23 protein-coding genes are annotated in these 21506 nt (G+C 29.1%); 15 read left to right on the top strand and 8 right to left on the bottom strand.

All coding sequences use genetic code 11. From position 1 onward, the window contains the following. Window positions 1-5: 5 nt before the first annotated feature. The 3 genes from V3V28_RS06980 to V3V28_RS06970 are packed head-to-tail and all read left to right on the top strand — an operon-like array spanning window position 6 to window position 2370. Entirely contained in the window at window positions 6-764 is a 759-nt protein-coding gene (locus V3V28_RS06980; protein WP_331364302.1) for a DUF6438 domain-containing protein, read from the top strand. After that, on the top strand, window positions 764-1423 hold the full coding sequence (locus tag V3V28_RS06975; RefSeq protein ID WP_331364301.1) for an alpha/beta hydrolase: 660 nt from the start codon (window positions 764-766) through the stop codon (window positions 1421-1423). Before V3V28_RS06980 ends, V3V28_RS06975 begins: the two co-directional genes overlap by 1 nt. A gap of 44 nt (window positions 1424-1467) precedes the next feature. Beyond that, window positions 1468-2370, top strand: a complete 903-nt coding sequence (locus V3V28_RS06970) for a lytic transglycosylase domain-containing protein (protein ID WP_331364300.1) — start codon at window positions 1468-1470, stop codon at window positions 2368-2370. On the opposite strand, the gene V3V28_RS06965 is transcribed toward V3V28_RS06970, so the two are convergent. The 6 genes from V3V28_RS06965 to V3V28_RS06940 all read right to left on the bottom strand — a co-directional run bounded on the left by V3V28_RS06965 (window position 2351) and on the right by V3V28_RS06940 (window position 7925). Then, window positions 2351-2560, bottom strand: coding sequence for a YwbE family protein (locus tag V3V28_RS06965; protein ID WP_331364299.1), 210 nt, complete (start codon window positions 2558-2560; stop codon window positions 2351-2353). The two genes, V3V28_RS06970 and V3V28_RS06965, sit on opposite strands and share 20 nt — an antisense overlap. Before the next feature lie 88 nt (window positions 2561-2648). Continuing rightward, window positions 2649-2840, bottom strand: a complete 192-nt coding sequence (locus V3V28_RS06960; RefSeq protein ID WP_036821181.1) for a cold-shock protein — start codon at window positions 2838-2840, stop codon at window positions 2649-2651. Window positions 2841-2958: 118 nt separating this feature from the next. Beyond that, the gene (locus V3V28_RS06955; RefSeq protein ID WP_331364298.1) at window positions 2959-3900 is read right to left on the bottom strand and encodes an NAD(P)H-dependent flavin oxidoreductase; all 942 of its coding nucleotides are present in this window, start codon (window positions 3898-3900) and stop codon (window positions 2959-2961) included. Beyond that, window positions 3900-5552, bottom strand: coding sequence for a S8 family serine peptidase (locus V3V28_RS06950; RefSeq protein ID WP_331364297.1), 1653 nt, complete (start codon window positions 5550-5552; stop codon window positions 3900-3902). The genes V3V28_RS06955 and V3V28_RS06950 overlap by 1 nt, the downstream gene beginning before the upstream one ends. 54 nt (window positions 5553-5606) lie before the next feature. Then, window positions 5607-6794, bottom strand: coding sequence for a tRNA 2-thiouridine(34) synthase MnmA (mnmA, locus tag V3V28_RS06945; RefSeq protein ID WP_331364296.1), 1188 nt, complete (start codon window positions 6792-6794; stop codon window positions 5607-5609). 414 nt (window positions 6795-7208) lie between these two features. Further along, a complete protein-coding gene (locus V3V28_RS06940) occupies window positions 7209-7925 on the bottom strand; it encodes a toxin-antitoxin system YwqK family antitoxin (RefSeq protein WP_331364295.1) in 717 nt (238 codons plus the stop codon). Between the two features lie 79 nt (window positions 7926-8004). Here V3V28_RS06940 and V3V28_RS06935 point away from each other — a divergent pair, with 79 nt between their 5' ends. The 5 genes from V3V28_RS06935 to V3V28_RS06915 all read left to right on the top strand — a co-directional run bounded on the left by V3V28_RS06935 (window position 8005) and on the right by V3V28_RS06915 (window position 13104). Then, a complete protein-coding gene (locus V3V28_RS06935; protein WP_331364294.1) occupies window positions 8005-8556 on the top strand; it encodes an adenylosuccinate lyase in 552 nt (183 codons plus the stop codon). A gap of 45 nt (window positions 8557-8601) precedes the next feature. Next, window positions 8602-9945 carry an adenylosuccinate lyase gene (gene purB, locus V3V28_RS06930; RefSeq protein WP_331364293.1) on the top strand — a complete coding sequence of 448 codons (1344 nt, stop codon included), beginning with the start codon at window positions 8602-8604 and terminating at the stop codon, window positions 9943-9945. Window positions 9946-9964: 19 nt separating this feature from the next. Continuing rightward, window positions 9965-10432 carry a hypothetical protein gene (locus V3V28_RS06925; protein WP_331364292.1) on the top strand — a complete coding sequence of 156 codons (468 nt, stop codon included), beginning with the start codon at window positions 9965-9967 and terminating at the stop codon, window positions 10430-10432. A 44-nt stretch (window positions 10433-10476) separates the two neighbouring features. Further along, on the top strand, window positions 10477-10755 hold the full coding sequence (locus V3V28_RS06920; protein ID WP_331364291.1) for a hypothetical protein: 279 nt from the start codon (window positions 10477-10479) through the stop codon (window positions 10753-10755). Between the two features lie 114 nt (window positions 10756-10869). Next, the gene (locus V3V28_RS06915; protein ID WP_331364290.1) at window positions 10870-13104 is read left to right on the top strand and encodes a TonB-dependent receptor; all 2235 of its coding nucleotides are present in this window, start codon (window positions 10870-10872) and stop codon (window positions 13102-13104) included. Window positions 13105-13148: 44 nt separating this feature from the next. On the opposite strand, the gene V3V28_RS06910 is transcribed toward V3V28_RS06915, so the two are convergent. Together V3V28_RS06910 and V3V28_RS06905 are read right to left on the bottom strand one after the other, a co-directional pair. Next, window positions 13149-14525 carry an MFS transporter gene (locus V3V28_RS06910; protein ID WP_331364289.1) on the bottom strand — a complete coding sequence of 459 codons (1377 nt, stop codon included), beginning with the start codon at window positions 14523-14525 and terminating at the stop codon, window positions 13149-13151. Window positions 14526-14593: 68 nt separating this feature from the next. Continuing rightward, entirely contained in the window at window positions 14594-15418 is an 825-nt protein-coding gene (locus V3V28_RS06905; RefSeq protein ID WP_331364288.1) for a M48 family metallopeptidase, read from the bottom strand. Window positions 15419-15539: 121 nt separating this feature from the next. On the opposite strand from V3V28_RS06905, the gene V3V28_RS06900 reads away from it, so the two are divergent. The 7 genes from V3V28_RS06900 (at window position 15540) to ffh (ending at window position 21390) form a co-directional block, all read left to right on the top strand. After that, window positions 15540-16424, top strand: coding sequence for an alpha/beta fold hydrolase (locus tag V3V28_RS06900; protein WP_331364287.1), 885 nt, complete (start codon window positions 15540-15542; stop codon window positions 16422-16424). Then, window positions 16412-16888: a peptide-methionine (R)-S-oxide reductase MsrB gene (gene msrB / locus V3V28_RS06895; protein WP_331364286.1), complete on the top strand. Its 477-nt coding sequence runs from the start codon at window positions 16412-16414 to the stop codon at window positions 16886-16888. Before V3V28_RS06900 ends, msrB begins: the two co-directional genes overlap by 13 nt. A gap of 51 nt (window positions 16889-16939) precedes the next feature. Next, complete coding sequence (locus V3V28_RS06890) at window positions 16940-17332, top strand: hypothetical protein (RefSeq protein WP_331364285.1); 393 nt, start codon at window positions 16940-16942, stop codon at window positions 17330-17332. Window positions 17333-17390: 58 nt separating this feature from the next. Beyond that, on the top strand, window positions 17391-18887 hold the full coding sequence (locus V3V28_RS06885) for a YfcC family protein (RefSeq protein ID WP_331364284.1): 1497 nt from the start codon (window positions 17391-17393) through the stop codon (window positions 18885-18887). Window positions 18888-18981: 94 nt separating this feature from the next. Beyond that, window positions 18982-19518, top strand: a complete 537-nt coding sequence (locus V3V28_RS06880) for a DinB family protein (RefSeq protein WP_331364283.1) — start codon at window positions 18982-18984, stop codon at window positions 19516-19518. A gap of 34 nt (window positions 19519-19552) precedes the next feature. Then, the gene (locus V3V28_RS06875; RefSeq protein ID WP_331364282.1) at window positions 19553-19693 is read left to right on the top strand and encodes a hypothetical protein; all 141 of its coding nucleotides are present in this window, start codon (window positions 19553-19555) and stop codon (window positions 19691-19693) included. 368 nt (window positions 19694-20061) lie between these two features. After that, on the top strand, window positions 20062-21390 hold the full coding sequence (ffh, locus tag V3V28_RS06870; protein WP_331364281.1) for a signal recognition particle protein: 1329 nt from the start codon (window positions 20062-20064) through the stop codon (window positions 21388-21390). Window positions 21391-21506: the final 116 nt, after the last annotated feature.

The raw sequence follows: 21506 nt of genomic DNA, 5'->3' as shown, positions 1-21506 counted from the left end.
AAACTATGAAATATTCTATAATATTAATATTCGTTTTTGCTTTTGGTTGTAACACAACTAACAAAAAAAAAGAAATAAAAGTGGAAGAAAAATCAGAAATAAAAAAAGAGAAAGAAGTTATTGAAAAAGTAAAAGAAGTTGAAATTATTAAAACTCAAGAAAATCTTTTAATAGTTTTAAAAGACCCAAAAGAAGTTCTAAATGCAAAAGCGTTAATAGAAAACAGTAGCTTGGTTTGGGAGAATTTAATTATTGATGAAAAAAACTTAAAAGTTGCATCTATAAAAGTACCAATAGAAAAAAAAGACTTTTGGATTGAGAGATTAAAAACGGCAAATGTATTTTCTACCGTAGAAATAAATACAGAAACTGTTCTTGAGAACATAAAATACATTGCAGAAAACACTTTTGTAAAAATTAGAAAAACACATTGTTCTGGTGATTGCCCTGTTTTTGATGTTATTTTCTTTAATGATGGAAAAGTTATTTTCAACGGAATTGAAAACGTGCCTTTAAAAGGAATTAATGAATTTACATTAACAGAAAAACAACTTAAAAAAGTTAAAAATATTTTCTCTAAAACTTCTTTTGGCACTTATTTTGATACTAGAACTGACAAGTCTATTGCAGATTTTCCAAGTACATTTATTACACATAAAAACAAGGAGATAGAAATAAAACTTTGGAAAAATGTACCTAATGAATTAGTAATGGCTTATGAATGTTTAGATGAAATTTTATTAGAAAAAAAATTAATTGAATAATGACAAAGATCCCTATATATTTTGTGCCGGGTTTAGCTGCCGGGCCAGAAATTTTTGAACACCTAGAACTATCACCAGATAAATATGAATTCCATTATTTAAAATGGATAAAACCATTAGCTTTAGAAGAATCTATTTCTAATTATGCCATGAGAATGTGTGATGAAATTAAAGAAGTAAACCCTGTAATTGTTGGTGTTTCTTTTGGTGGAATTATGGCACAAGAAATAAGTAAATTTATTAAAACTAGAAAAGTTATTATTATTTCTAGTGTTAAAACAAGTAATGAATTGCCAAAAAGGTATAAAATGGCAAAATTTACCAAAGCTTACAAATTATTTCCTACTACTGTCGTTTCTAATTTTGAAGACTATGCAAAATATTTTTTAGGTAAGTCATTAAAAAAAAGAGCAAAAATTTACAATAAGTATTTATCTGTAAGGGGTAAAACATACTTAAATTGGTCTATTAGTAGCGTATTGAACTGGGTACAAGATAAACCTCAAGATAACTTAGTACATATTCATGGTACTAAAGATCATGTTTTTCCAATAAAACATATTAAAGATGCTATAGAAATTAAAGGAGGAACTCATGTAATGATTCTTACCAAGGCTAAAAAAATATCTCAAATTATTGATGAAAGTTTAACTTGTTAAAAACTAATCAATTTCTTATTTTTAAAGAATAAAATTGAAATTCTATGAAAAACTCATTACGTATTTTATCACTTTTAAGTATTACAGTAATTACTGTAACGTTTATTAACGCAATTGATAAATCTGAATCGGATCCTAAACCGAGTACGCACAAAACCTATAAAATAAAAGCAGTAAAATTACCTGCAAACTTAAATTTAGCAGGAGAACGAGTACCTATTGAGATGCCTGATATTAGAGAAAGAATGGATAGAGAATTGCTAGTTAATACTTATTGGCAATCAAATGGTTTACTGCTTATTAAAAGAGCAAACAAATACTTTCCTATTCTAGAGCCTTTATTAAAAAAATATGGATTACCAGATGATTTTAAATTTTTAGCGCTAGCCGAAAGTGCTTTTATAGATGAAACTTCTTCTGCTGGAGCTGCAGGAATGTGGCATTTTATGACTTCTACAGGTAAAGAATATGGTTTAGAAATTAATAAAAATGTTGACGAGCGTTATAATATTGAAAAATCTACAATGGTTGCTGCGGAATATTTAAAGAAATCTAGAGAACGTTTAGGTTCTTGGACTTTGGCTGCTGCTGCATATAACGCAGGTAATTACGGTGTATCTAAACGCCTAAAAACACAACAAGTCGATAGTTATTATGATGCTATATTACCAAACGAAACAGAAAGATATGTATTTAGAATTATTGCTTTAAAAGAAGTAATATCAAATCCCAAAAAGTACGGTTTTGTTTTTGATGAAACGGATTTATATACTTTGCCAAAAACAAAGACTATTAAAGTAGACACGGCTATTACTAATATTGCGGTATTTGCTAAAAAGTATGGTATTACCTACAAAGAACTTAAAATACACAATGCTTGGCTAAGAGAAAATAAATTAAATAACAAAAGCAGAAAAGTATACGAAATTAAAATTCCTGTTCAGTAATTATATTTTTTATTCGCCCTACTAGTCCAGATTCTAATTGAACCTTTATTCCATAAGGATGATTTGTTGATTTTGTAAGTATTTTTGCAACAATTCCTTCTGTTAATTCTCCTGTTCTTTGATGTGGTTTTTGTATAATTTCTACAAACAAACCAATTTGAACATTCTTCTGTTGTCTTCCGTCAATCATAATTAAAAATCTAAATAACAAACATAAAAAAAGCCTATCATTAATGATAGGCTTTTTGATAAAAAATTAACTAGTAATATATATATAATTATATAACTCTTACGTTTACTGCGTTTAATCCTTTTCTTCCATCTTGTAAGTCAAATTCAACTTCATCGTTTTCACGAATTTCGTCAACTAATCCTGACACATGTACAAAATGTTCTTTGTTGTTTCCTTCTTCAGTAATAAATCCAAATCCTTTAGATTCGTTGAAAAATTTTACGGTACCTTTATTCATAATATAATAATTAATGCGTTATCTACTTAATTGCCTGATAACATTCTATTGAATTGCAAATATAGTGCCATTTTTTTAAATATCTAAAAAAACATTGTTTTTATTCAAAAAAAAACACTTAAAAACTGTTTACCAATGCTTTAACTTCATAAAACTCTTCAATTATTTCATTTAAAATCTCTTTTGCAGGTTTTATTTCATGAATTAACCCTGCAATTTGACCAATTTCCAACTCACCATTGTCTAAATCTCCTTCAAACATTCCTTTTTTTGCTCTCGCTCTTCCTAATAATTCTTTAATATCTTCTATTGAAGGATTTTTTAAATACAACTCTTGTACTTCATTAAAGAATTTATTTTTCACCAATCTTACAGGTGCTAATTCTTTTAAAGTTAATTGAGTATCACCATCTTTTACATCAATAATTGTCTTTTTAAAATTTTTATGAGCAGAAGATTCTTCTGTAGCTGCAAATCTACTTCCAATTTGTACACCATTTGCTCCCAAAACCATAGCCGCTAACATTCCTCTACCAGAACCAATACCTCCAGCTGCAATTACAGGTATTTTAACTTGTTCTTTTACCATTGGTATTAGAGTAAAAGTTGTGGTTTCCTCTCTTCCATTATGTCCGCCAGCCTCAAAACCCTCACAAACAACTGCGTCTACTCCTGCAGCTTCCGCTTTTAAAGCAAACTTTACAGAACTAACTACATGAACAACTGTTATTCCTTTTTCTTTTAAAAAGGAAGTCCAAGTTTTAGGGTTTCCAGCGGAAGTAAAAACAATCTTTACTTCTTCTTCTATAATAATATCCATTATTTTTTGAATATCTGGATATAGCATTGGCACGTTTACGCCAAACGGTTTATCTGTTGCTTTTTTACATTTCTGAATATGTTCTCTTAAAACATTTGGATACATAGAACCTGCACCTATTAAGCCTAAACCACCAGCATTAGAAACTGCGGATGCCAATTTATAACCCGAAACCCAAATCATTCCTCCTTGAATTATTGGGTATTGTATTTTGAAAAGAGACGTTATTTTATTTTTCATTAATTTTTAATCAACTTTAAAGTTTTATTTTGATTTCCATTATGGATTTTTAAAAGGTAAATTCCACTTTCTAAAATAGAAATATTAATATTTTTTGATTTCATTTTTGATTCTTCAAAAACTTTCTTCCCTAGAATATTAAATATTTGAATACTATAATTCTCAAGGTTATTATTGTTTAAATCCAAAGTAAATGAATCATTGACTGGATTAGGGTGAATTAACAAATTTGAAAGAAAAGCTTTTTGAACAGAAGCTGTGCTTTCAATATAACTATTTAATGCAACTTCAAAATTTGGAATTCCATAACCATGTTGATCTAAAGGATTACTGAATTTATCCGCAGATTCATATACAGAGTTCTTTAAAAGTAAATTACGGTTTTGTATGATTTCTGATGTTTTATTTTCATTTAAACAAGCAATTAAACCTGCCATAATTGGTCCAGAAAATGATGTTCCGCTTGAAGTTGTAATTACTTCGCCTGTAGCATGCTGAATAATAGCTGGATTTTTACCTTGTGCCAAAACTTCTGGTTTTATTCTTCCGTCTGAACTTGGTCCAAAAGAACTAAAATCTGCAATAGCACCAGCAGCATCTACTGCACCAACTGTAATTACAGATGAAGCATCTCCTGGTGCAGAAATATATTTCCAAGATTTATTTCCATCATTCCCTGCAGAAACAACTAATAACATTCCTCTTGTAGTACCAATTTCTGCTCCTCTAGAAATAAAGGTTGTTTTTCCATTCATATCTGCATATGAATAATTGTATTTATCTTCATCAAAAGTAGTATATCCTAAAGATGTATTTATAACGTCTACACCTAAACTATCTGCTCTTTCTGCAGCCTCTACCCATAAACTTTCTTCTAATGGAACTTCTCTAGAGCTATCTTCAGAAATAAAAAGGTAAAAAGAAGCATCTGGAGCTGAACCCACAAATTCATTTTCTAAATAACCACCAATTGTAGATAAAACATTAGTACCATGATTATTGCCTGTATAGAAATTATCATTTCTATTTACAAAATCATAACCTCCTAAAATTTGATTATTATCTCTTAATCTTTTAAATGCTTCTAAAGTATTTACATTTGGAAAACCTGCGTCTATCACTGCAATTTGCTGTCCTGTTCCTGTTAAATTTTGTTCATGTAAAAAGTCACCTTTTAACATTTTAATTTGATTTTCTGCGTCTCCGTATGTAAAGGTTGTTTCTGTTTCGTTAAGCTTTTGATGATGATTTGAAACCATACTGTTTAACTTTTTTTTGCCACTTTTACTCAAAGATTTATTTGCAAACTCAATATGGTCTATAAAGGTAAAACTAGTTAGTAAATTATTAATTTGACTTTCTGTTCCTTGAACATGAACTGCGTTTAACCATTTAGATTTTGCAAAAACAATTATATTCCCTTCTCCTTTTAATTGATTAAAGTAACTCTCATCTACAGGAACGTCTAAAACATCTAAAGCAATATTTTGAGCGTTTCTTCTATCTAATGCTCTTTGAGAAAGCATTGTTAGAGGGTTTTCTAAAAAAGTAGTTCTATTTGGCTTATCTATAAGAAACAACCACGCATCTTCTTGTTGAGAAAAAAGTGATGTGCAAATAAGAAACGAAAAAAGGAATAGTATTTTTTTCATAGATATACTTTTAAAGTATAAAAATATGAATTTAAAATACCTAAAAAAAGTTTTTTAAGAAATTACACCAGAACCTAATAGTTCTTCATTTAGATACCATGCCACGAACTGACCTTCTTGTATAGCAGATTGTTTATTATCAAACTCAACAAATAAACCATTTTCAACTTTATGTAAAGTCGCTTTTTCTAATGTTTGTCTGTATCTAATTCTAGACTCAACTTGCATTGTTTCTCCAACTTTTAAAGTTAAATCTTCCCGAATCCAATGAATTTCTTCATTAGAAACAAACAATACATTTCTATATAATCCGGTATGATTTTTTCCTTCACCAGTATAAATTACGTTTTCTACAACATCAGTTTCAATGACATATAAAGCTTCCTTTGTTCCACCAACATTTAAACCTTTTCGCTGTCCTTTTGTAAAATAATGTGCACCTTGATGTTTACCTACAATCTTTCCATCTTCTTGATTATATGAGAATTTTGTTGCAAAATATTTTAGTTCATCTTCTTTATTTTCAAATTTTGGAGCTGGTTCTATATACTGATTAAAATCAGTAGGAATTGTTACTATATTTCCAGCTTTAGGTTGTAATTTTTGTTGTAAAAATTCTGGTAATCTCACTTTACCAATAAAACATAAACCTTGAGAGTCTTTCTTTTCAGCAGTTATTAAATCGGCTTCTTTTGCTATTTTTCTAACTTCTGGTTTTGTTAATTCGCCAATAGGAAATAATGCTTTTACTAATTGTTCTTGAGATAATTGACATAAAAAATAAGATTGATCTTTATTACCATCTTTACCTGCTAATAATTTATAAACCGGTTTTCCATCAATAATTTCTTCTCCTTTTCTACAATAATGACCAGTTGCTACATAATCTGCACCTAACTTTAAAGCAATGTTCATAAAAACATCAAACTTTATTTCCCGGTTACAAAGTACATCTGGGTTTGGCGTTCTTCCTTTAGAATACTCATCGAACATATAGTCTACAATACGTTCTTTGTATTGTTCACTTAAATCTACAACTTGAAAAGGAATCCCTAATTTTTCTGCAACAATCATTGCGTCATTAGAATCTTCTAACCACGGGCATTCATTAGAAATAGTTACAGAATCATCGTGCCAATTTTTCATAAAAAGCCCAATAACTTCGTAACCTTGTTCTTTTAATAAATGTGCAGTAACACTAGAATCTACACCACCAGAAAGACCAACAACTACTCGTTTCATATTCTATTTTTGAGGATGCAAAGATACTAATTAGAAATGGTTATACTAATTGAAAGAATTGATGTAATGATTGTTTAGATTTATTGGATGTTAGTAGTTAGTGGTTAGTGGTTAGTGGTTAGTGGTTAGTGGTTAGTGGTTAGTGGTTAGTGGTTAGTGGTTAGTGGTTAGTGGTTAGTGGAAATATAACCTTTAAAAATTCTCGATACAATTTTCTCATAAATTCTAAAATTAATCGAACTGACAGACTTTTTTAATCAAACTTTGATACTCTGTAACTTAGAGACTTAGAAACTTTGAGACTTTGAGACTTTGAGACTTTGAGACTTTGCTACTTTGAGGCTTTTAGGCTTTTAGGCTTTGATACTCTGTAACTTATAAGCTTTGCTACTTTAAGGCTTTGAGGCTTTGAGGCTAATTACCTTTCTTACGAGTGTAAGTAGATTTTTTCTTCTTTTTATCGATGTTAGAAGCAATTTCTCCATCCATATAAAACTCCCATTTACCTATTCTTTTACCGTTTTTATAATTACCTGTTTCTTTTAAATTCCCATTCAATTCAAAATATTTTGCCAATCCATTTTGGATTCCATTAGCATATGTAACCTCTTCAATTAACGTTCCATTACTAGCATATTTACTACAAACTCCATCTAACAACCCGTTTTTATAAATCGAAAATTCTGTTACTTGTCCATCTGGATAATAAATTAACTGTTCTTCGTGTAATAAACCTTCTTTATAATTTTCTTCAGACATTAAAGTTCCATCTGGGTAAAAATACTTCCAATTCCCAGTTCTTTTTCTTCCATTTAAAACCCCCTCTGTTTGAATTTTACCTTTTAAAGTAAAAAACTGTACAAACAAAGAATCTGAATCTTCAAAAAAAGTTCTAATTGCTATTGGAAATTTAGATTCAGTAATGTCATAAAACTTAAAGACACCAACTTCTTTACCGTTTTTAAATTTTCCAATATATTTAATTCTTTTATTCGGATAATACTTTTTCCAAACACCAGTTCTTTTTTTATTTTTATCAAATTGATTTAGTTTTTGTGCATTTGAAGTTTCACTTGTAAAAAAACAAGCGAAAAATGCCAAAATAAAAACCAGTCTTTTTATATTTATCATTTAAATAGAATTTTAAAACAAAGATACATTAATAGTGCCAAAAACAAATCTTCTCTTCATAACAGAACAACTCAACAACATGGAGAATCCTAAAAGGGAAAACCGACAAAGAGTTGCAAATATTGTGTTAGAAAATCAAAACTTATTTAAAGAATTGATTTCTATCACTTTCGATATTAACAATAAGGTATCTATTAAAGCTGCTTGGATTTTAGAATGGATCTGCACGCATCATCACTTAAATTGGATTATTCCACATTTAGACGAGTTTTCTGAAAAAATATCTACATTAAAATTTGATAGCTCCATTAGACCTTGTGCTAAAATTTGCGAACATTTAGCAAATGCATATTATTCTAAAAGTGAGAATAACATCAAAAAAAATCTTACTATAAAACAAATAGACACTATAATAGAAACAGGTTTCGATTGGCTAATTACACCGCAAAAAATTGCAGTAAGAGCGTATACTATGAATACTTTGTATTTCTTTGGATTAGAACGAGATTGGATTCATCCAGAATTAAAACACTTGATAAGTTCTAAAATTATTCATGAAAGTAAAGGCTGTAAAGCACGTGGGAGATTCATTTTAGAATTGATCGAAAAACATCAAAAATCCGCTTTATAAATCTGTTGAATTGCTTATTTTTGTAATTAACAACAGAACTAAAAAATGAACTTATCTCAATTGAATGCTATCTCACCAATAGATGGACGTTATAGAAGTAAAATATCAAAATTAGCAGATTATTTTTCTGAAGAAGCTTTAATAAAATACAGAGTTCGAGTAGAAATCGAATATTTTATTGCTTTGTGTGAAATTCCTTTACCACAATTGGTAGGTTTTGATACTGATTTGTTTGATGAATTACGAAAAATTTATATAGATTTTACGACTGAAGATGCACAGAAAATAAAAGATATTGAGAAAGTTACGAATCATGATGTAAAAGCAGTTGAATATTTTATTAAAGAAAAGTTTGACGCTTTAGGTTTACAAGCACACAAAGAGTTTATTCATTTCGGATTGACTTCACAAGACATAAATAACACTGCTGTTCCCTTATCTATTAAAGAAGCAATGAATGAAGTTTATGTACCACAATATTTTGAGCTTTTAGAAAGACTACAAGAATTAGTTATTGAATGGAAAGATATTTCTATGTTGGCAAGAACACATGGTCAGCCTGCATCTCCTACTCGTTTAGGAAAAGAAATTGAAGTTTTTGTGGTTCGTTTAAAAGAACAATTCAATTTATTAAATGACATACCAAGTGCTGCAAAATTTGGTGGAGCAACTGGTAACTTTAATGCTCATAAAGTTGCATACCCAACAATAGATTGGAAAGAATTTGGAAGTACATTTGTACAAGAAAAGCTAGGTTTACAACATTCTTTTCCAACAACACAAATAGAACACTACGATCATATGGCCGCTTTGTTTGATACGCTAAAACGTATTAATACAATCGTTTTAGATTTAGACAGAGATTTCTGGACGTATGTTTCTATGGATTATTTTAAACAAAAAATTAAAGCTGGTGAGGTTGGCTCATCTGCAATGCCACACAAAGTAAATCCTATTGATTTTGAAAATTCTGAAGGAAATTTAGGATTGGCAAATGCAATTTTCGAACATCTCTCGGCTAAATTACCTGTTTCTCGTTTACAAAGAGATTTAACAGATAGTACTGTTTTACGTAACGTTGGCGTTCCTTTCGGGCATACAATTATTGCTTTTACATCTACTTTAAAAGGATTAAATAAATTATTGTTGAACAAACAAAAATTTGAAGACGATTTAGAAAATAATTGGGCTGTAGTTGCAGAAGCAATTCAGACAATTTTAAGACGTGAAGCGTATCCAAATCCTTATGAAGCCTTAAAAGGATTAACAAGAACGAATGCCAAAATCAATCAAAAATCAATTGCAGATTTTATTGATACTTTAGAAGTTTCTTCAGAAATTAAAGAAGAATTAAAAGCAATTACACCTGCTAATTATACAGGAATATAAATTTTTAAGAAAATAAATTATGAGCGTAAAGAATATAGAAGTTTCTATTTTAAGTTTAAATAAAGGAAGATTTGTATTCTTTACTCTTTTAACGTTACTGTTTTTTCTTTTTTCCTGTAAATCAGAAATTATAGACAATTCAGATCGTTTTAAAAAAGGGGTTTTTGAAATTCCTGCTGGTGATGGTTATAGCAAAACTATAATTACCAGAAAAGACAGTATTCAAATTGAAGAGTATGAAAAAATTATAAGTATTTCTACTGATAGTTCTTCTGGTGTAAAGAAAGTTAAACATATTGATACATTATATATCAAATGGAAAAATAATTTCTTTTACTCACTTAAAATGAAATCACCAAAAAAAGAATTAGATAAAGACCCTATTTACGTTCAAATTGTAAAAGTTACGGACAGTTCTTATAGTTTTAAAGCTAAAATTGGTTTTAGTAAATTTGCTACAGATGGTACTATCTATAAAACAAAATAATTATTAATTCTTTAAAAAAACATATAAGCTTATTTCTTCTTTTTTTGTTGCTAATACCAACATCAATAAAGGTTCTGCACGAATTTGAAAATCACGAACATACTGTTTGTACATCTATCGGGGAGCAGCATACTCATAAACAGGAGTTAGATTGTGATGAGTTTCACAAACAATTAACTACTTTTACTATGGATTTTACATCTAATTATGATGTAATTCCAAAATATTATTATTCTACTATTTTTATTGATAGACCTCAAGTTGTTATAGAGGTTTATCAAACCAAAAAACTTTCTAGAGGACCACCTTATTTTATTGTTTAGAACCTATATCATTATAAAGAGTTATGACGAAGCAGTCTGGCTAAACTAAAAAGAAGATTGCTTCATTATTATTCGCAATGATGACTTTTAAAAATAATCAATAAAATACAATTAATGAAATCATTTATAAAACTGCTATTAATAATAGCTAGCTTTTCTGTGAATGCACAAAATAGCATTTCAGGTAAAATTACAGACACAAAAAATACTCCTTTAGTTGGTGTAGAAATCCACGCTACGGAAATTCATAAAGGAACTACTTCTAAAGAAAACGGAGCATATGAATTAAAAAATATACCAAGCAGTAAAATAAAATTAACTTTCTCCTATCTAGGATTTAAAACATTTTCAAAAATTATTGAAATAGAATCTAATACCACTTTCAATATTCAATTAAGAGAATCTCCATTTGAAATGGATGAAATTATTATATCTACACAATTCAATAAATTACAATCAGAAAACGTAATGAAAGTTGAAAGGTTATCTGCAAAATCCATTCAAAAGACTGGTGCAACCACTCTATCTGAAGGAATTACAAATATTGCAGGTGTTTCTCAAATATCTACAGGAAGTTCTATTGGTAAACCTGTAATTAGAGGTTTAAGTGGCAATAGAGTTTTGGTGTATACGCAAGGTATTCGTTTAGAAAACCAGCAGTTTGGAGGCGAACATGGTTTGGGGATAAATGATGCCGGAATTAGCAGTATAGAAGTTATAAAAGGTCCCGCTTCTCTACTCTATGGTTCTGATGCTTTGGGTGGAGTTTTGTATTTGAATCCTGAAAAATTTGCATCAGAAAATAGTAATGAATTTAATTTGAATCAACGTTTTTTTGGCAACACATTAGGAACAAATACTTCTATTGGAGGTAAAATATCAAAAGAAAACTGGAAGTTTTTAGTAAGAGGAACGTATGCAAAACATTCAGATTATAAAACCCCTACTAAAGAAAGAGTTACAAATACTCGTTTTAATGAAAAGGATTTTAAAACAGGAATTGCGTATTCTAAAAACAACTTTACATCAGAATTACGTTATAATTACAACAATTCTCAATTAGGTTTAACCGAAGGGATTGCAGCACAGTCAACAAGTACTACTCTTATAGAACCTTATCAATTAATTGATAATCATATTTTAAGTTCTCATAACCATTTCTTTTTTGGCAACTCTAAATTAGACATCGATTTAGGATATACATTTAATGACAGACAAGAATTTGAAGAACATGAAGATGAAGCAGAACATTCTAAAAATGAAGAAGTTGCATTAAGGATGAAACTTAAAACAGCTAGTTACAATGTAAAGTATCACTTTCCAAAACTAGGAAATGTTGAAATTCTTTCTGGTGTGCAAGGCTTACATCAAACAAATACAAACTTTGGTGAAGAGTTATTAATTCCGAATGCAAAAGTAAATGACTTCGGGTTTTTTACAACTTCAAATTTTACCTGGAAAAGAAATACTTTACAAGCAGGAATTCGTTTTGACAATAGAAATATCAAAACTGAAAGGCATGAAATTTCTCATGATGGAGAAATTCATGTTTTTAATGCTATTGATAAATTTTATAACAGTTTTACAACTTCATTAGGTTTTAAAACTGCTATTTCAGATAATTTTACCACAAGAATTAATCTTGCTTCTGGCTTTAGAGCACCAAATTTAGCAGAATTAACTTCTAACGGAGTGCATCATGGAACCAACAGATTCGAAAAAGGAAACAATGATTTACAAAATGAAAAAAACACCCAAGTAGATCTTTCTTTGGAATATAAAACCGAGCATTTAGAATTTTTTGCTAACGGATTTTACAATCATTTAAATGATTATATTTTCTTATCACCAACAGGAAAAGTAGAAGACGGAGCACCTGTTTTTACATATATTCAAGAAAATGCAAATTTACATGGTGGTGAATTTGGTTTTCATTTACATCCACATCCGTTAGATTGGTTGCATTTAGAAAGTACTTTTGAAACCGTAATTGGAAAACAACAAAACGGAAATTACTTACCTTTAATACCATCTAATACTTGGAAAAACACATTTAGAACAGAATTTAATATTGCAGATTGGCTACAACAAGGATATTCCTCTTTGTCATTACAAAGTACTTTTTCTCAAAATAATATAAGCTCTTTTGAAACAGAAACCAATGGTTACAATCTAATTAATTTAGGTTTTGGCGGAGATATTTTATTTAAAAAAATGAAATTTTCTACCTCCGTTTCTATCAATAATTTATTGAATAAAAAATACATTAACCATTTATCTCGTTTAAAACCAGATGGAATTCTAAATCAAGGTAGAAATATAGTTTTGGGTGTAAATTTTAAAATATAAAGAAGTAAAGAGAATAGAAAAGTGCTGTTTAACAGCACTTTTTTTTATTGCACATATTTTGTTTTCTTTAATGTACTTAAAACAATAAAAGAAGCTAAAAAGAAAATAGCTAAACACAATACACTCCATTGCATAGAATCAGTAATTGCATATAATAAACCATATACTGCTGTTCCTAATACAATAGCTATTTTTTCTGTAACATCATAAAAACTAAAATACGTTGCATGATCTTCAGTTTCTGGTAATAATTTAGAATAAGTAGATCTTGTTAAAGATTGAATTGCGCCTTGTACAAAACCTAATAAAACACCTAATCCGTAGAAATAGTATTCGACATTTTCTTGATTTTTATCTAGCATAAAAGCAGCAAAACAAACTACCATCCATGTTACAATTGTCACTTTTAAGGCTTTTATATTTCCCCACTTTTCAGACAGTCTAGAAAAAACAAAAGCACCAACTATAGCTACAATTTGTACTAACAATATGGTAACAATTAAATTCATTGCTGGCAAACCTAGTTCACTAGAACCAAAAATTGCTGCCATTAAAATAATGGTTTGTACACCAATACTTAACAAGAAAAACGATATTAAAAATTTCTTTAAAGTAGGATAATTCATTATTTCTTTAGAGACTATTTTAAGTTCTCTAAAACCTTTCCAGATATAATCGTTATCTGGTTGTTTGTTATAAATATCATTTGGTAAACGCTTAAAAGTAATTTGCGCAAAACCAATCCACCAAAGACCTACTAAAACAAAAGAAATTCTTGATGCCATTGAAGAAGCTGTACTTTCTGCTGCTGCTATTGCTTCTGCAATTTCTAATTCTGTACCGTTTGTTCTTATAGCTTCATCTATACTAACATCAAAACCAAATACTCCTGGATACATAATCATTGCAAGATTGGCTATTAATAAAATAATAGAACCTACATAACCATGAATAAAACCTTTTGCACTTGCCCTATCTTGTTGTTCTGGATGTGCTACTTCTGGCAAATATGCATTGTAAAAGACCAAACTTGCCCAAAAACCGATACTTGCCAAAACGGTAAAAACAATACCAATCCAAACTGTATCTATTCCTTCAAAAAAGTATAAACTCATTACAGACAATCCTCCTAACCAACAGAAGAACTTCATAAATTTTTTCTTACTTCCTGTATAATCTGCTATTCCTGATAAAATCGGAGAAATAAAAGCGACTACTAAAAATGAAAATGATAAAGCATAACTGTATAGACTATCTGGATGATCCCATTCCATACCAAGAAAAGAAACCACTTTTCCTTTTGTTACTGCACTATAATATAATGGAAAAACAGCGGTACTAATTACTAAAGAATAGACAGAGTTTGCCCAATCATAAAAAGCCCAACCATTTATTAATTTTTTATCGCCAATTTTTAACATAGTTTCTATTTAATAAAAAAGCCGTTCAATAATAATTGAACGGCTCACAATATAGTAAAACTATTTGTTTATTTTTTTGTTTGAGAATTTCCTTGTGTATTAAACTTTACTGCATACTTTTTTGCTGTTGGCAAGTAACTTCTTAAATCTTGAATTCTTGATGCATTAGAAGGGTGCGTACTTAAAATTTCTGGTTGCGATTTACCACTAGATTTTTTACTCATTCTTACCCAAACTTCAGCAGCTTCTGTACCTTCATAACCAGCCATTAACATAAAAACCAAGCCTAATCTATCTGCTTCTTGTTCATGTGTTCTACTAAATTTTAACATCCCTAAACCAGAACCAATACCAAAAGCGGTATTCCAAATTTGTTGAGTTTGTGCACTTTTACCAGATGTTCCTAAAGCAACTGCTAATCCTCCAATTTGTTGTAGTTGACCTTGAGACATTCTTTCTTGTCCATGTTTTGCAAAAGCATGTGCAACTTCATGCCCCATAACTGCTGCAACACCATTTACATTATCGCATATTGGCATTATTCCTGTATAAAAAACTACTTTTCCACCTGGCATACACCAAGCATTAACCGTTTTATCTTCAATTAAATTAAATTCCCATTTATAAGAATTTGCTTCTGAAGTCATATTATTAGCACGCATAAAACGATCAACTGCAGCAGAAATATTCTTACCAACACTTTTAATTTGATTGGTCATTTCTCTGTTAGTTGATACTTTATTTTCGGCCAAAAAACCTTTATATTGAGCAAAAGCTGCTGGTAAAACTTGTGCATCACTTACAAAATTTACTCTTTTTCTTCCTGTTATTGGTACAGTACTACATTCTACAAAAAGGAAAACTGTTAAAATTAAGATTATTGTTTTTTTCATTATATAGTTATTAAATTCTATTTATTAAGACACTAAATCCATAATTTAGTCACTTATTTATTATTTTTATGATTTATAAAACTACATAATCTAACCGTATCAAAAAAATATTTTATTATTAATGTTACTATTTAAAAGCAATAATTTATTTCCAACTAGTTTATCTATCCCAAAACCTATAACTTATTTTGTAAAACTACTACAATTAGTTTCTAATAAATTGGCAATTTTATTTGCTGCAAAATTATTTACAACTCCTATTCGTTTTTCAACACCTGAAAGAGAAAAGGGAATGGAAAATAGTTCCCAAATTAAAAAACTATATGTCTCATCCATAAAAAAAGAAATTCATGTTTTATCATATGGTTATTCTGATAAAAAAATATTACTTTCTCATGGTTGGGCTGGTAGAAGTACTCAGCTATTTATGATTGCCAACAAACTTTTAGAAAAAGGTTTTATGATTATTTCTTTTGATGGACCCGCACATGGAAAGTCTACAGGAAAAACAACTAATTTAATAGAATATATGGAGACTATTAAAACCATTCATCAAGAATTTGGGCCGTTTGAAGCCGCCGTTGGTCATTCTTTTGGTGCTATGGCTATTTTGAATTCACAATCTCTAAAAGAAATTTTTAAGTGTTTGGTTACTGTTGGTTCTGGTGATAAAATATCAGACATCTTAATTAACTTTGCTAATAACTTGGGATTGAATAACAGGTTTGGTAAAAAATTAATAACTCATTTTGAAAAAAAATGGAACATAAATTTAAATGAATTTGATGCAAACAAAGTTGCTTTAAAAGTAAAAACTCCTACTCTAGTTATACATGATGTAAATGATGGAGATGTACTTGTAAGTTGTGCTATAAATATTCGTCAGAATTTAGAGAAAGGTTCACTTTATATTACAAGCGGACTTGGACACACCAAAATTCTTCGTGATAAAAAAGTTACGAATAAAATTGTTCAATTTATAATACAAAATACATGCAAAAAATAGCAAGCTTAATTGTTTTAATAATATTTATTAGTTGCAATAGTAAAGCACAAAATACATCCAAAGAAAATAAAAAATATAAAATTGTAAAAACTGAAAGCGAATGGAAAGCGTTACTTTCTCCGTTACAGTTTAATGTTTTAAGAGAAGCAGGTACAGAAAGACCATTTACAAGTTCATTAAATAAAAATGATAAAAAAGGTACTTATGTGTGTGCTGCATGTAAAACAGCCTTGTATAAATCTGAACATAAATTTGATTCTGGTACAGGTTGGCCTTCTTTTTACAGCGCAGTAAAAGAAAATGTAGAATTAGATGTAGATTATAAAATGGGGTATGCAAGAACCGAATTAAAATGCAATACTTGTGGCGGTCATTTAGGGCATTCTTTTGATGATGGACCAAAACCTACAGGAAAACGTCATTGTATAAATGGCGCAGCTTTAGAGTTTATTTCTAAAGAATAAAAAAACAAAAATATTATTTATATTAGAGCTGCTTAATTCAACTCTTTTTTTATGCGTTTTTTAAAGAAATTTCATTTATTTTTTGGTTTTTTAGTATTGATTCTTTTTGTGCTAACAGGTCAATACATGCATCGTAAATACAATCATTTAATTGATATGAAAGATGTTGAAAGAGCATTATTTAGAACAGGACATATTTATATATTATTCCTTTCTTTCATTAATATTTCTTTAGGGAGTTACTTTCGAATAGGGAAATCAAAATTCACGAAAACCTGTCAATTTATTGGTTCTTTTTTTATCGTAATAGCTACATTATTAATTATTTACAGTTTCTTTAAAGAGTTACCAACAAGTCAAATAGAAAGAACAATTAGTAGATTCGGAATTTATTTTGCGTTAGCAGGAACCTTATTTCATAGTATTGTTAATTTTAAGAAATAGAAATTAAAAAATGCTTTTTTAAAAGATTATCTTTAAATTTATGCTTTTAAATCTAAAGATGAAAAAAATAAAATTTCCTAGCGCACAAACAGTTTTACTTCTAATTGCTGCTTTTGTTGCACTTTTAACTTGGTGTATTCCATCTGGACAGTTTGATAGATTAGCTTACAACAAAGAAGACAATACTTTTATAAAAACAAGCAAAGAGAAAACGATTACTCTCGAAGCAACTCAAAAAACTTTAGATGGTTTACAAATAAAAATCCCTCTAGAAAAATTTACTTCTGGTGCAATTTATAAACCAATTAGTATTCCTAAAACATATCAAAAACTAGCATCGAAACCACAAGGTTTTAAAGAATTTATTTTAGCTCCTCTAAAAGGAATTATTGCCGTTGCAGATATTATAATTTTAGTCCTTTTTATTGGTGGTTTAGTGGCTATTGTAAATTATACAGGTGCTTTTGAAGCAGGAATTACTCGGCTCTCCAAACTTTTAGAAGGCAAAGAATATATCTTAATAATTGCTGTAACTTCTTTAATTGCTTTAGGAGGAACTACCTTTGGTTTAGCTGAAGAAACTATTGCCTTTTACCCTATTTTGGTACCTATTTTTATTGCCGCAAAATACGATGCTATTGTTGCTTTAGCATGTATTTATGTTGGTAGTTCTATAGGAACAATGATTTCTACTACAAATCCTTTTAGTACAATAATAGCTTCTAATTCTGCTGGTATAAATTGGACAACTGGAATCTATGGAAGAGTAACAATGCTTGTAATAGGTTTAACAATTTGTATTATATACATTATTAGATATGCTCAAAGAATAAAAAAAGACCCAACAAAATCTATCATTTTTGATCAAAAAGAGAAGATTGAAAAAATATTTTCTTTTCATAAATCATTAGAAACTATCAACTTTACTACTCGTTTAAAATTAGTGTTAATTATTTTTATTACGTGTTTTATTGTGATGGTTTATGGTGTTATCAGTTTAGATTGGTGGTTTTTAGAAATGACAGGAGTTTTCTTTGTAGGTGCACTTCTAATAGGTTTTCTATGCAGAATAAATGAAACTGTTTTTGTAGATACTTTTATAAAAGGTGCAAGTGAATTATTAAGTGTAGCTTTTATAATTGGTTTAGCAAGAGGCGTAACTATTTTAATGGAAGATGGATTAATTAGTGATACTTTATTATTTTATGCAAGCTCATTTACAGACGGAATGAACAAAGGTTTTTTTATAAACTCAATTATGTTTGTTTATAGTGGATTAGCATTTTTTATTCCTTCTTCGTCCGGTATGGCAGTTTTAACAATGCCAATAATGTCTCCTTTAGCAGACACGGTTTCTTTAGGTAGAGAACATGTTGTAAATGCCTATCTTTTAGGTATAGGATTATTCAATTTTATAAACCCAACAGGATTAGTTCTAGCATCACTAGCAATGATAAAAGTTGGTTATGATAAATGGTTGAAATTTGTAATTCCTTTGGTAATTATTTTAGCTGTGGTTTCTATGATCTTCTTAACTATATCTGTCTATATCTAAAAAAGTAAACATTATAAATTTGATGAATTCTAATAAAGAAGTAATGATTTGCCTTTTTATTTCTTACATTTAAAATTCTTAAACAAACCAAATAATGACAAAGGATGATATCACTGATTTATTAGAAGAAAAACATAATGTTTTATTTAAGTGGATAGAAAAACAACCTAAAGAAATTTGGGAGAAAGGCCCTGAAGGTAAATGGACTACAGGTCAGCAAATTCAACATTTAGTAAACAGCATACAGTTATTAAACAATGCTTTGAGTTACCCAAAATTCTTATTAAAATATAAATTTGGAACATGTAATAGAGAAACTAGAAACTACAAATCTGTTGCAGAAAATTACCAAAAAAAACTAATAGAAAACCAAGATAGAGCTAGGGTTTTTAATCAAAAATTAAAGAAACCTACATTAAAAGAAAGAGAATCATTATTAACTAAACTACAAATACAAAGTAAAAAACTACAATATAAAACTAAAAAAATTAGTGATAAAAATTTAGATTCTTTAGTAATTCCACATCCTTTAATGGGTAAAATGACAATCAGAGAAATTATTATGTGGACTGGGCATCATACAGAACATCACACAGAAACTCTAACAATGACTTATGGTGAAGACCTTTAAGAAATTTCTGTATTCGTTTAATTTTTAATTAATTATGAGAAGAATAATAGCTAAACCACATCTTTTTTTCTTTGGATTAATTCCTGTTTTAATTTTCATTGCTCTTTTTTATGGAGAGAAATCAATTGATATAAATATTCATGATACTTATTTTGTGTCTGACATTAAATTTTAGTCTTATCTTTCTACAGTCTTTTTTGCTTTAATTGGTTTAAATTATTTTTCTCTTCATTGGGCACAAAAACCACAAAAAAAATGACTAACAATATCGCATATTTCTTTGCAAATTATAGTTTTTTTGTTATTACTAACTAGAAATAATTGGAACTGGATAGGAAAGCAATCTCCACAAGAGCTTCAAAATTTAAATGATAATTCTACAACTATAATTTTTGTAGCGTTTTTATTTTTTATCCTTTTTATATTCTTTCATATAATTAACTTTTTTACAAGTCTTTTTTTAAAGTCAGAATAACAATATAAATCTTTTATAAGAGAGTAGTAATAATTATATTTGTGTTTCCAAAAAAAAGAACACAAATTATGTTTAATAATTTAAGCGATAAGCTAGATAAAGCCTTACACACCTTAAAAGGTCACGGTAAAATTACAGAAGTAAACGTTGCAGAAACTTTAAAAGAAGTTAGAAGAGCATTATTAGATGCCGATGTTAACTTTAAAATTGCAAAAGAGTTTACTAAAAAAGTTCAAACTCAAGCTTTAGGTCAAGATGTTTTAACAACTTTAAACCCAGGGCAATTAATGGTTAAATTGGTAAAAGACCAATTAACAGAATTAATGGGTGGCGAAACTGTAGGTGTAAATCTTGGTGGTTCGCCAACTGTAATTTTAATGTCTGGTTTACAAGGTTCTGGTAAAACTACTTTTTCTGGAAAATTAGCAAACTATTTAAAAACCAAAAAATCTAAAGAAGTTCTTTTAGTTGGTTGTGATGTTTATAGACCTGCAGCAATTAATCAATTACAAGTTGTTGGAGAACAAATTGGTGTTGAAGTTTATGCAGAAGTTGGTAACAACAATCCTGTAGAAATTTCTCAAAATGCAATAAAACACGCCAAAGCAAATGGTAAAAATGTTGTTATTATAGATACAGCAGGTCGTTTAGCAATTGACGAAGCTTTAATGACAGAAATTTCTAACATTCATAAAGCTGTAAATCCACAAGAAACATTATTTGTTGTAGATTCTATGACTGGGCAAGATGCAGTAAATACAGCAAAAGCTTTTAACGATATTCTAAATTTTGACGGTGTTGTTCTTACCAAATTAGATGGAGATACACGTGGTGGAGCTGCTTTAACTATTAAATCTGTTGTAGATAAACCAATTAAGTTTATTGGTACAGGAGAAAAAATGGATGCTATAGATATCTTTCATCCAGATAGAATGGCAGACAGAATTTTGGGTATGGGTGATGTTATTTCACTTGTAGAAAGAGCTCAAGATCAATATGACGAAGAAGAAGCTAGAAAACTTCAGAAAAAAATTGCTAAAAATCAGTTTGGTTTCGATGACTTTTTAAGTCAGATTCAGCAAATTAAAAAGATGGGAAGCATGAAGGATTTAATGGGAATGATTCCTGGTGCAGGTAAAGCAATGAAAGATGTAGATATAGATGATGATGCTTTTAAAGGAATAGAAGCAATTATACATTCTATGACACCAACAGAAAGAAGCACACCTAATTCTATAAATGCAAGTAGAAAAAAGAGAATTGCAAAAGGTTCCGGAACTTCTGTTAATGAAGTAAATCAGCTAATGAAGCAATTTAACCAGATGAGCAAAATGATGAAGATGATGCAAGGCGGAGGCGGAAAGAAGATGATGCAAATGATGAAAGGAATGAAATAAGCAGTTAGCAAAAATGAAAACTTTGAAACTTTGAAACTTTGAAACTTTGAAACTTTGAAACTTTGAAACTTTGAAACTTTGAAACTTTGAAACTTTGAAACTTTGAAACTTTGAAA

It is taken from the genome of Polaribacter sp., assembly GCF_036480315.1.
Taxonomy (GTDB): domain Bacteria; phylum Bacteroidota; class Bacteroidia; order Flavobacteriales; family Flavobacteriaceae; genus Polaribacter.
This window is presented reverse-complemented; position numbering and strand designations above follow the sequence as displayed.

Bases quoted from the DNA above. Each gene is read 5' to 3' on its own strand.
- purB (WP_331364293.1), top strand. From the start codon at position 8,602: ATGAACTTATCTCAATTGAATGCTATCTCACCAATAGATGGACGTTAT.
- V3V28_RS06935 (WP_331364294.1), top strand. From the start codon at position 8,005: ATGGAGAATCCTAAAAGGGAAAACCGACAAAGAGTTGCAAATATTGTG.
- V3V28_RS06975 (WP_331364301.1), top strand. From the start codon at position 764: ATGACAAAGATCCCTATATATTTTGTGCCGGGTTTAGCTGCCGGGCCA.
- V3V28_RS06885 (WP_331364284.1), top strand. From the start codon at position 17,391: ATGAAAAAAATAAAATTTCCTAGCGCACAAACAGTTTTACTTCTAATT.
- V3V28_RS06980 (WP_331364302.1), top strand. From the start codon at position 6: ATGAAATATTCTATAATATTAATATTCGTTTTTGCTTTTGGTTGTAAC.
- V3V28_RS06960 (WP_036821181.1), bottom strand. From the start codon at position 2,840: ATGAATAAAGGTACCGTAAAATTTTTCAACGAATCTAAAGGATTTGGA.
- V3V28_RS06915 (WP_331364290.1), top strand. From the start codon at position 10,870: ATGAAATCATTTATAAAACTGCTATTAATAATAGCTAGCTTTTCTGTG.
- V3V28_RS06970 (WP_331364300.1), top strand. From the start codon at position 1,468: ATGAAAAACTCATTACGTATTTTATCACTTTTAAGTATTACAGTAATT.
- V3V28_RS06900 (WP_331364287.1), top strand. From the start codon at position 15,540: ATGTTACTATTTAAAAGCAATAATTTATTTCCAACTAGTTTATCTATC.
- mnmA (WP_331364296.1), bottom strand. From the start codon at position 6,794: ATGAAACGAGTAGTTGTTGGTCTTTCTGGTGGTGTAGATTCTAGTGTT.
- V3V28_RS06880 (WP_331364283.1), top strand. From the start codon at position 18,982: ATGACAAAGGATGATATCACTGATTTATTAGAAGAAAAACATAATGTT.
- msrB (WP_331364286.1), top strand. From the start codon at position 16,412: ATGCAAAAAATAGCAAGCTTAATTGTTTTAATAATATTTATTAGTTGC.
- V3V28_RS06905 (WP_331364288.1), bottom strand. From the start codon at position 15,418: ATGAAAAAAACAATAATCTTAATTTTAACAGTTTTCCTTTTTGTAGAA.
- V3V28_RS06875 (WP_331364282.1), top strand. From the start codon at position 19,553: ATGAGAAGAATAATAGCTAAACCACATCTTTTTTTCTTTGGATTAATT.
- V3V28_RS06950 (WP_331364297.1), bottom strand. From the start codon at position 5,552: ATGAAAAAAATACTATTCCTTTTTTCGTTTCTTATTTGCACATCACTT.
- V3V28_RS06910 (WP_331364289.1), bottom strand. From the start codon at position 14,525: ATGTTAAAAATTGGCGATAAAAAATTAATAAATGGTTGGGCTTTTTAT.
- V3V28_RS06890 (WP_331364285.1), top strand. From the start codon at position 16,940: ATGCGTTTTTTAAAGAAATTTCATTTATTTTTTGGTTTTTTAGTATTG.
- V3V28_RS06940 (WP_331364295.1), bottom strand. From the start codon at position 7,925: ATGATAAATATAAAAAGACTGGTTTTTATTTTGGCATTTTTCGCTTGT.
- V3V28_RS06925 (WP_331364292.1), top strand. From the start codon at position 9,965: ATGAGCGTAAAGAATATAGAAGTTTCTATTTTAAGTTTAAATAAAGGA.
- ffh (WP_331364281.1), top strand. From the start codon at position 20,062: ATGTTTAATAATTTAAGCGATAAGCTAGATAAAGCCTTACACACCTTA.
- V3V28_RS06965 (WP_331364299.1), bottom strand. From the start codon at position 2,560: ATGATTGACGGAAGACAACAGAAGAATGTTCAAATTGGTTTGTTTGTA.
- V3V28_RS06955 (WP_331364298.1), bottom strand. From the start codon at position 3,900: ATGAAAAATAAAATAACGTCTCTTTTCAAAATACAATACCCAATAATT.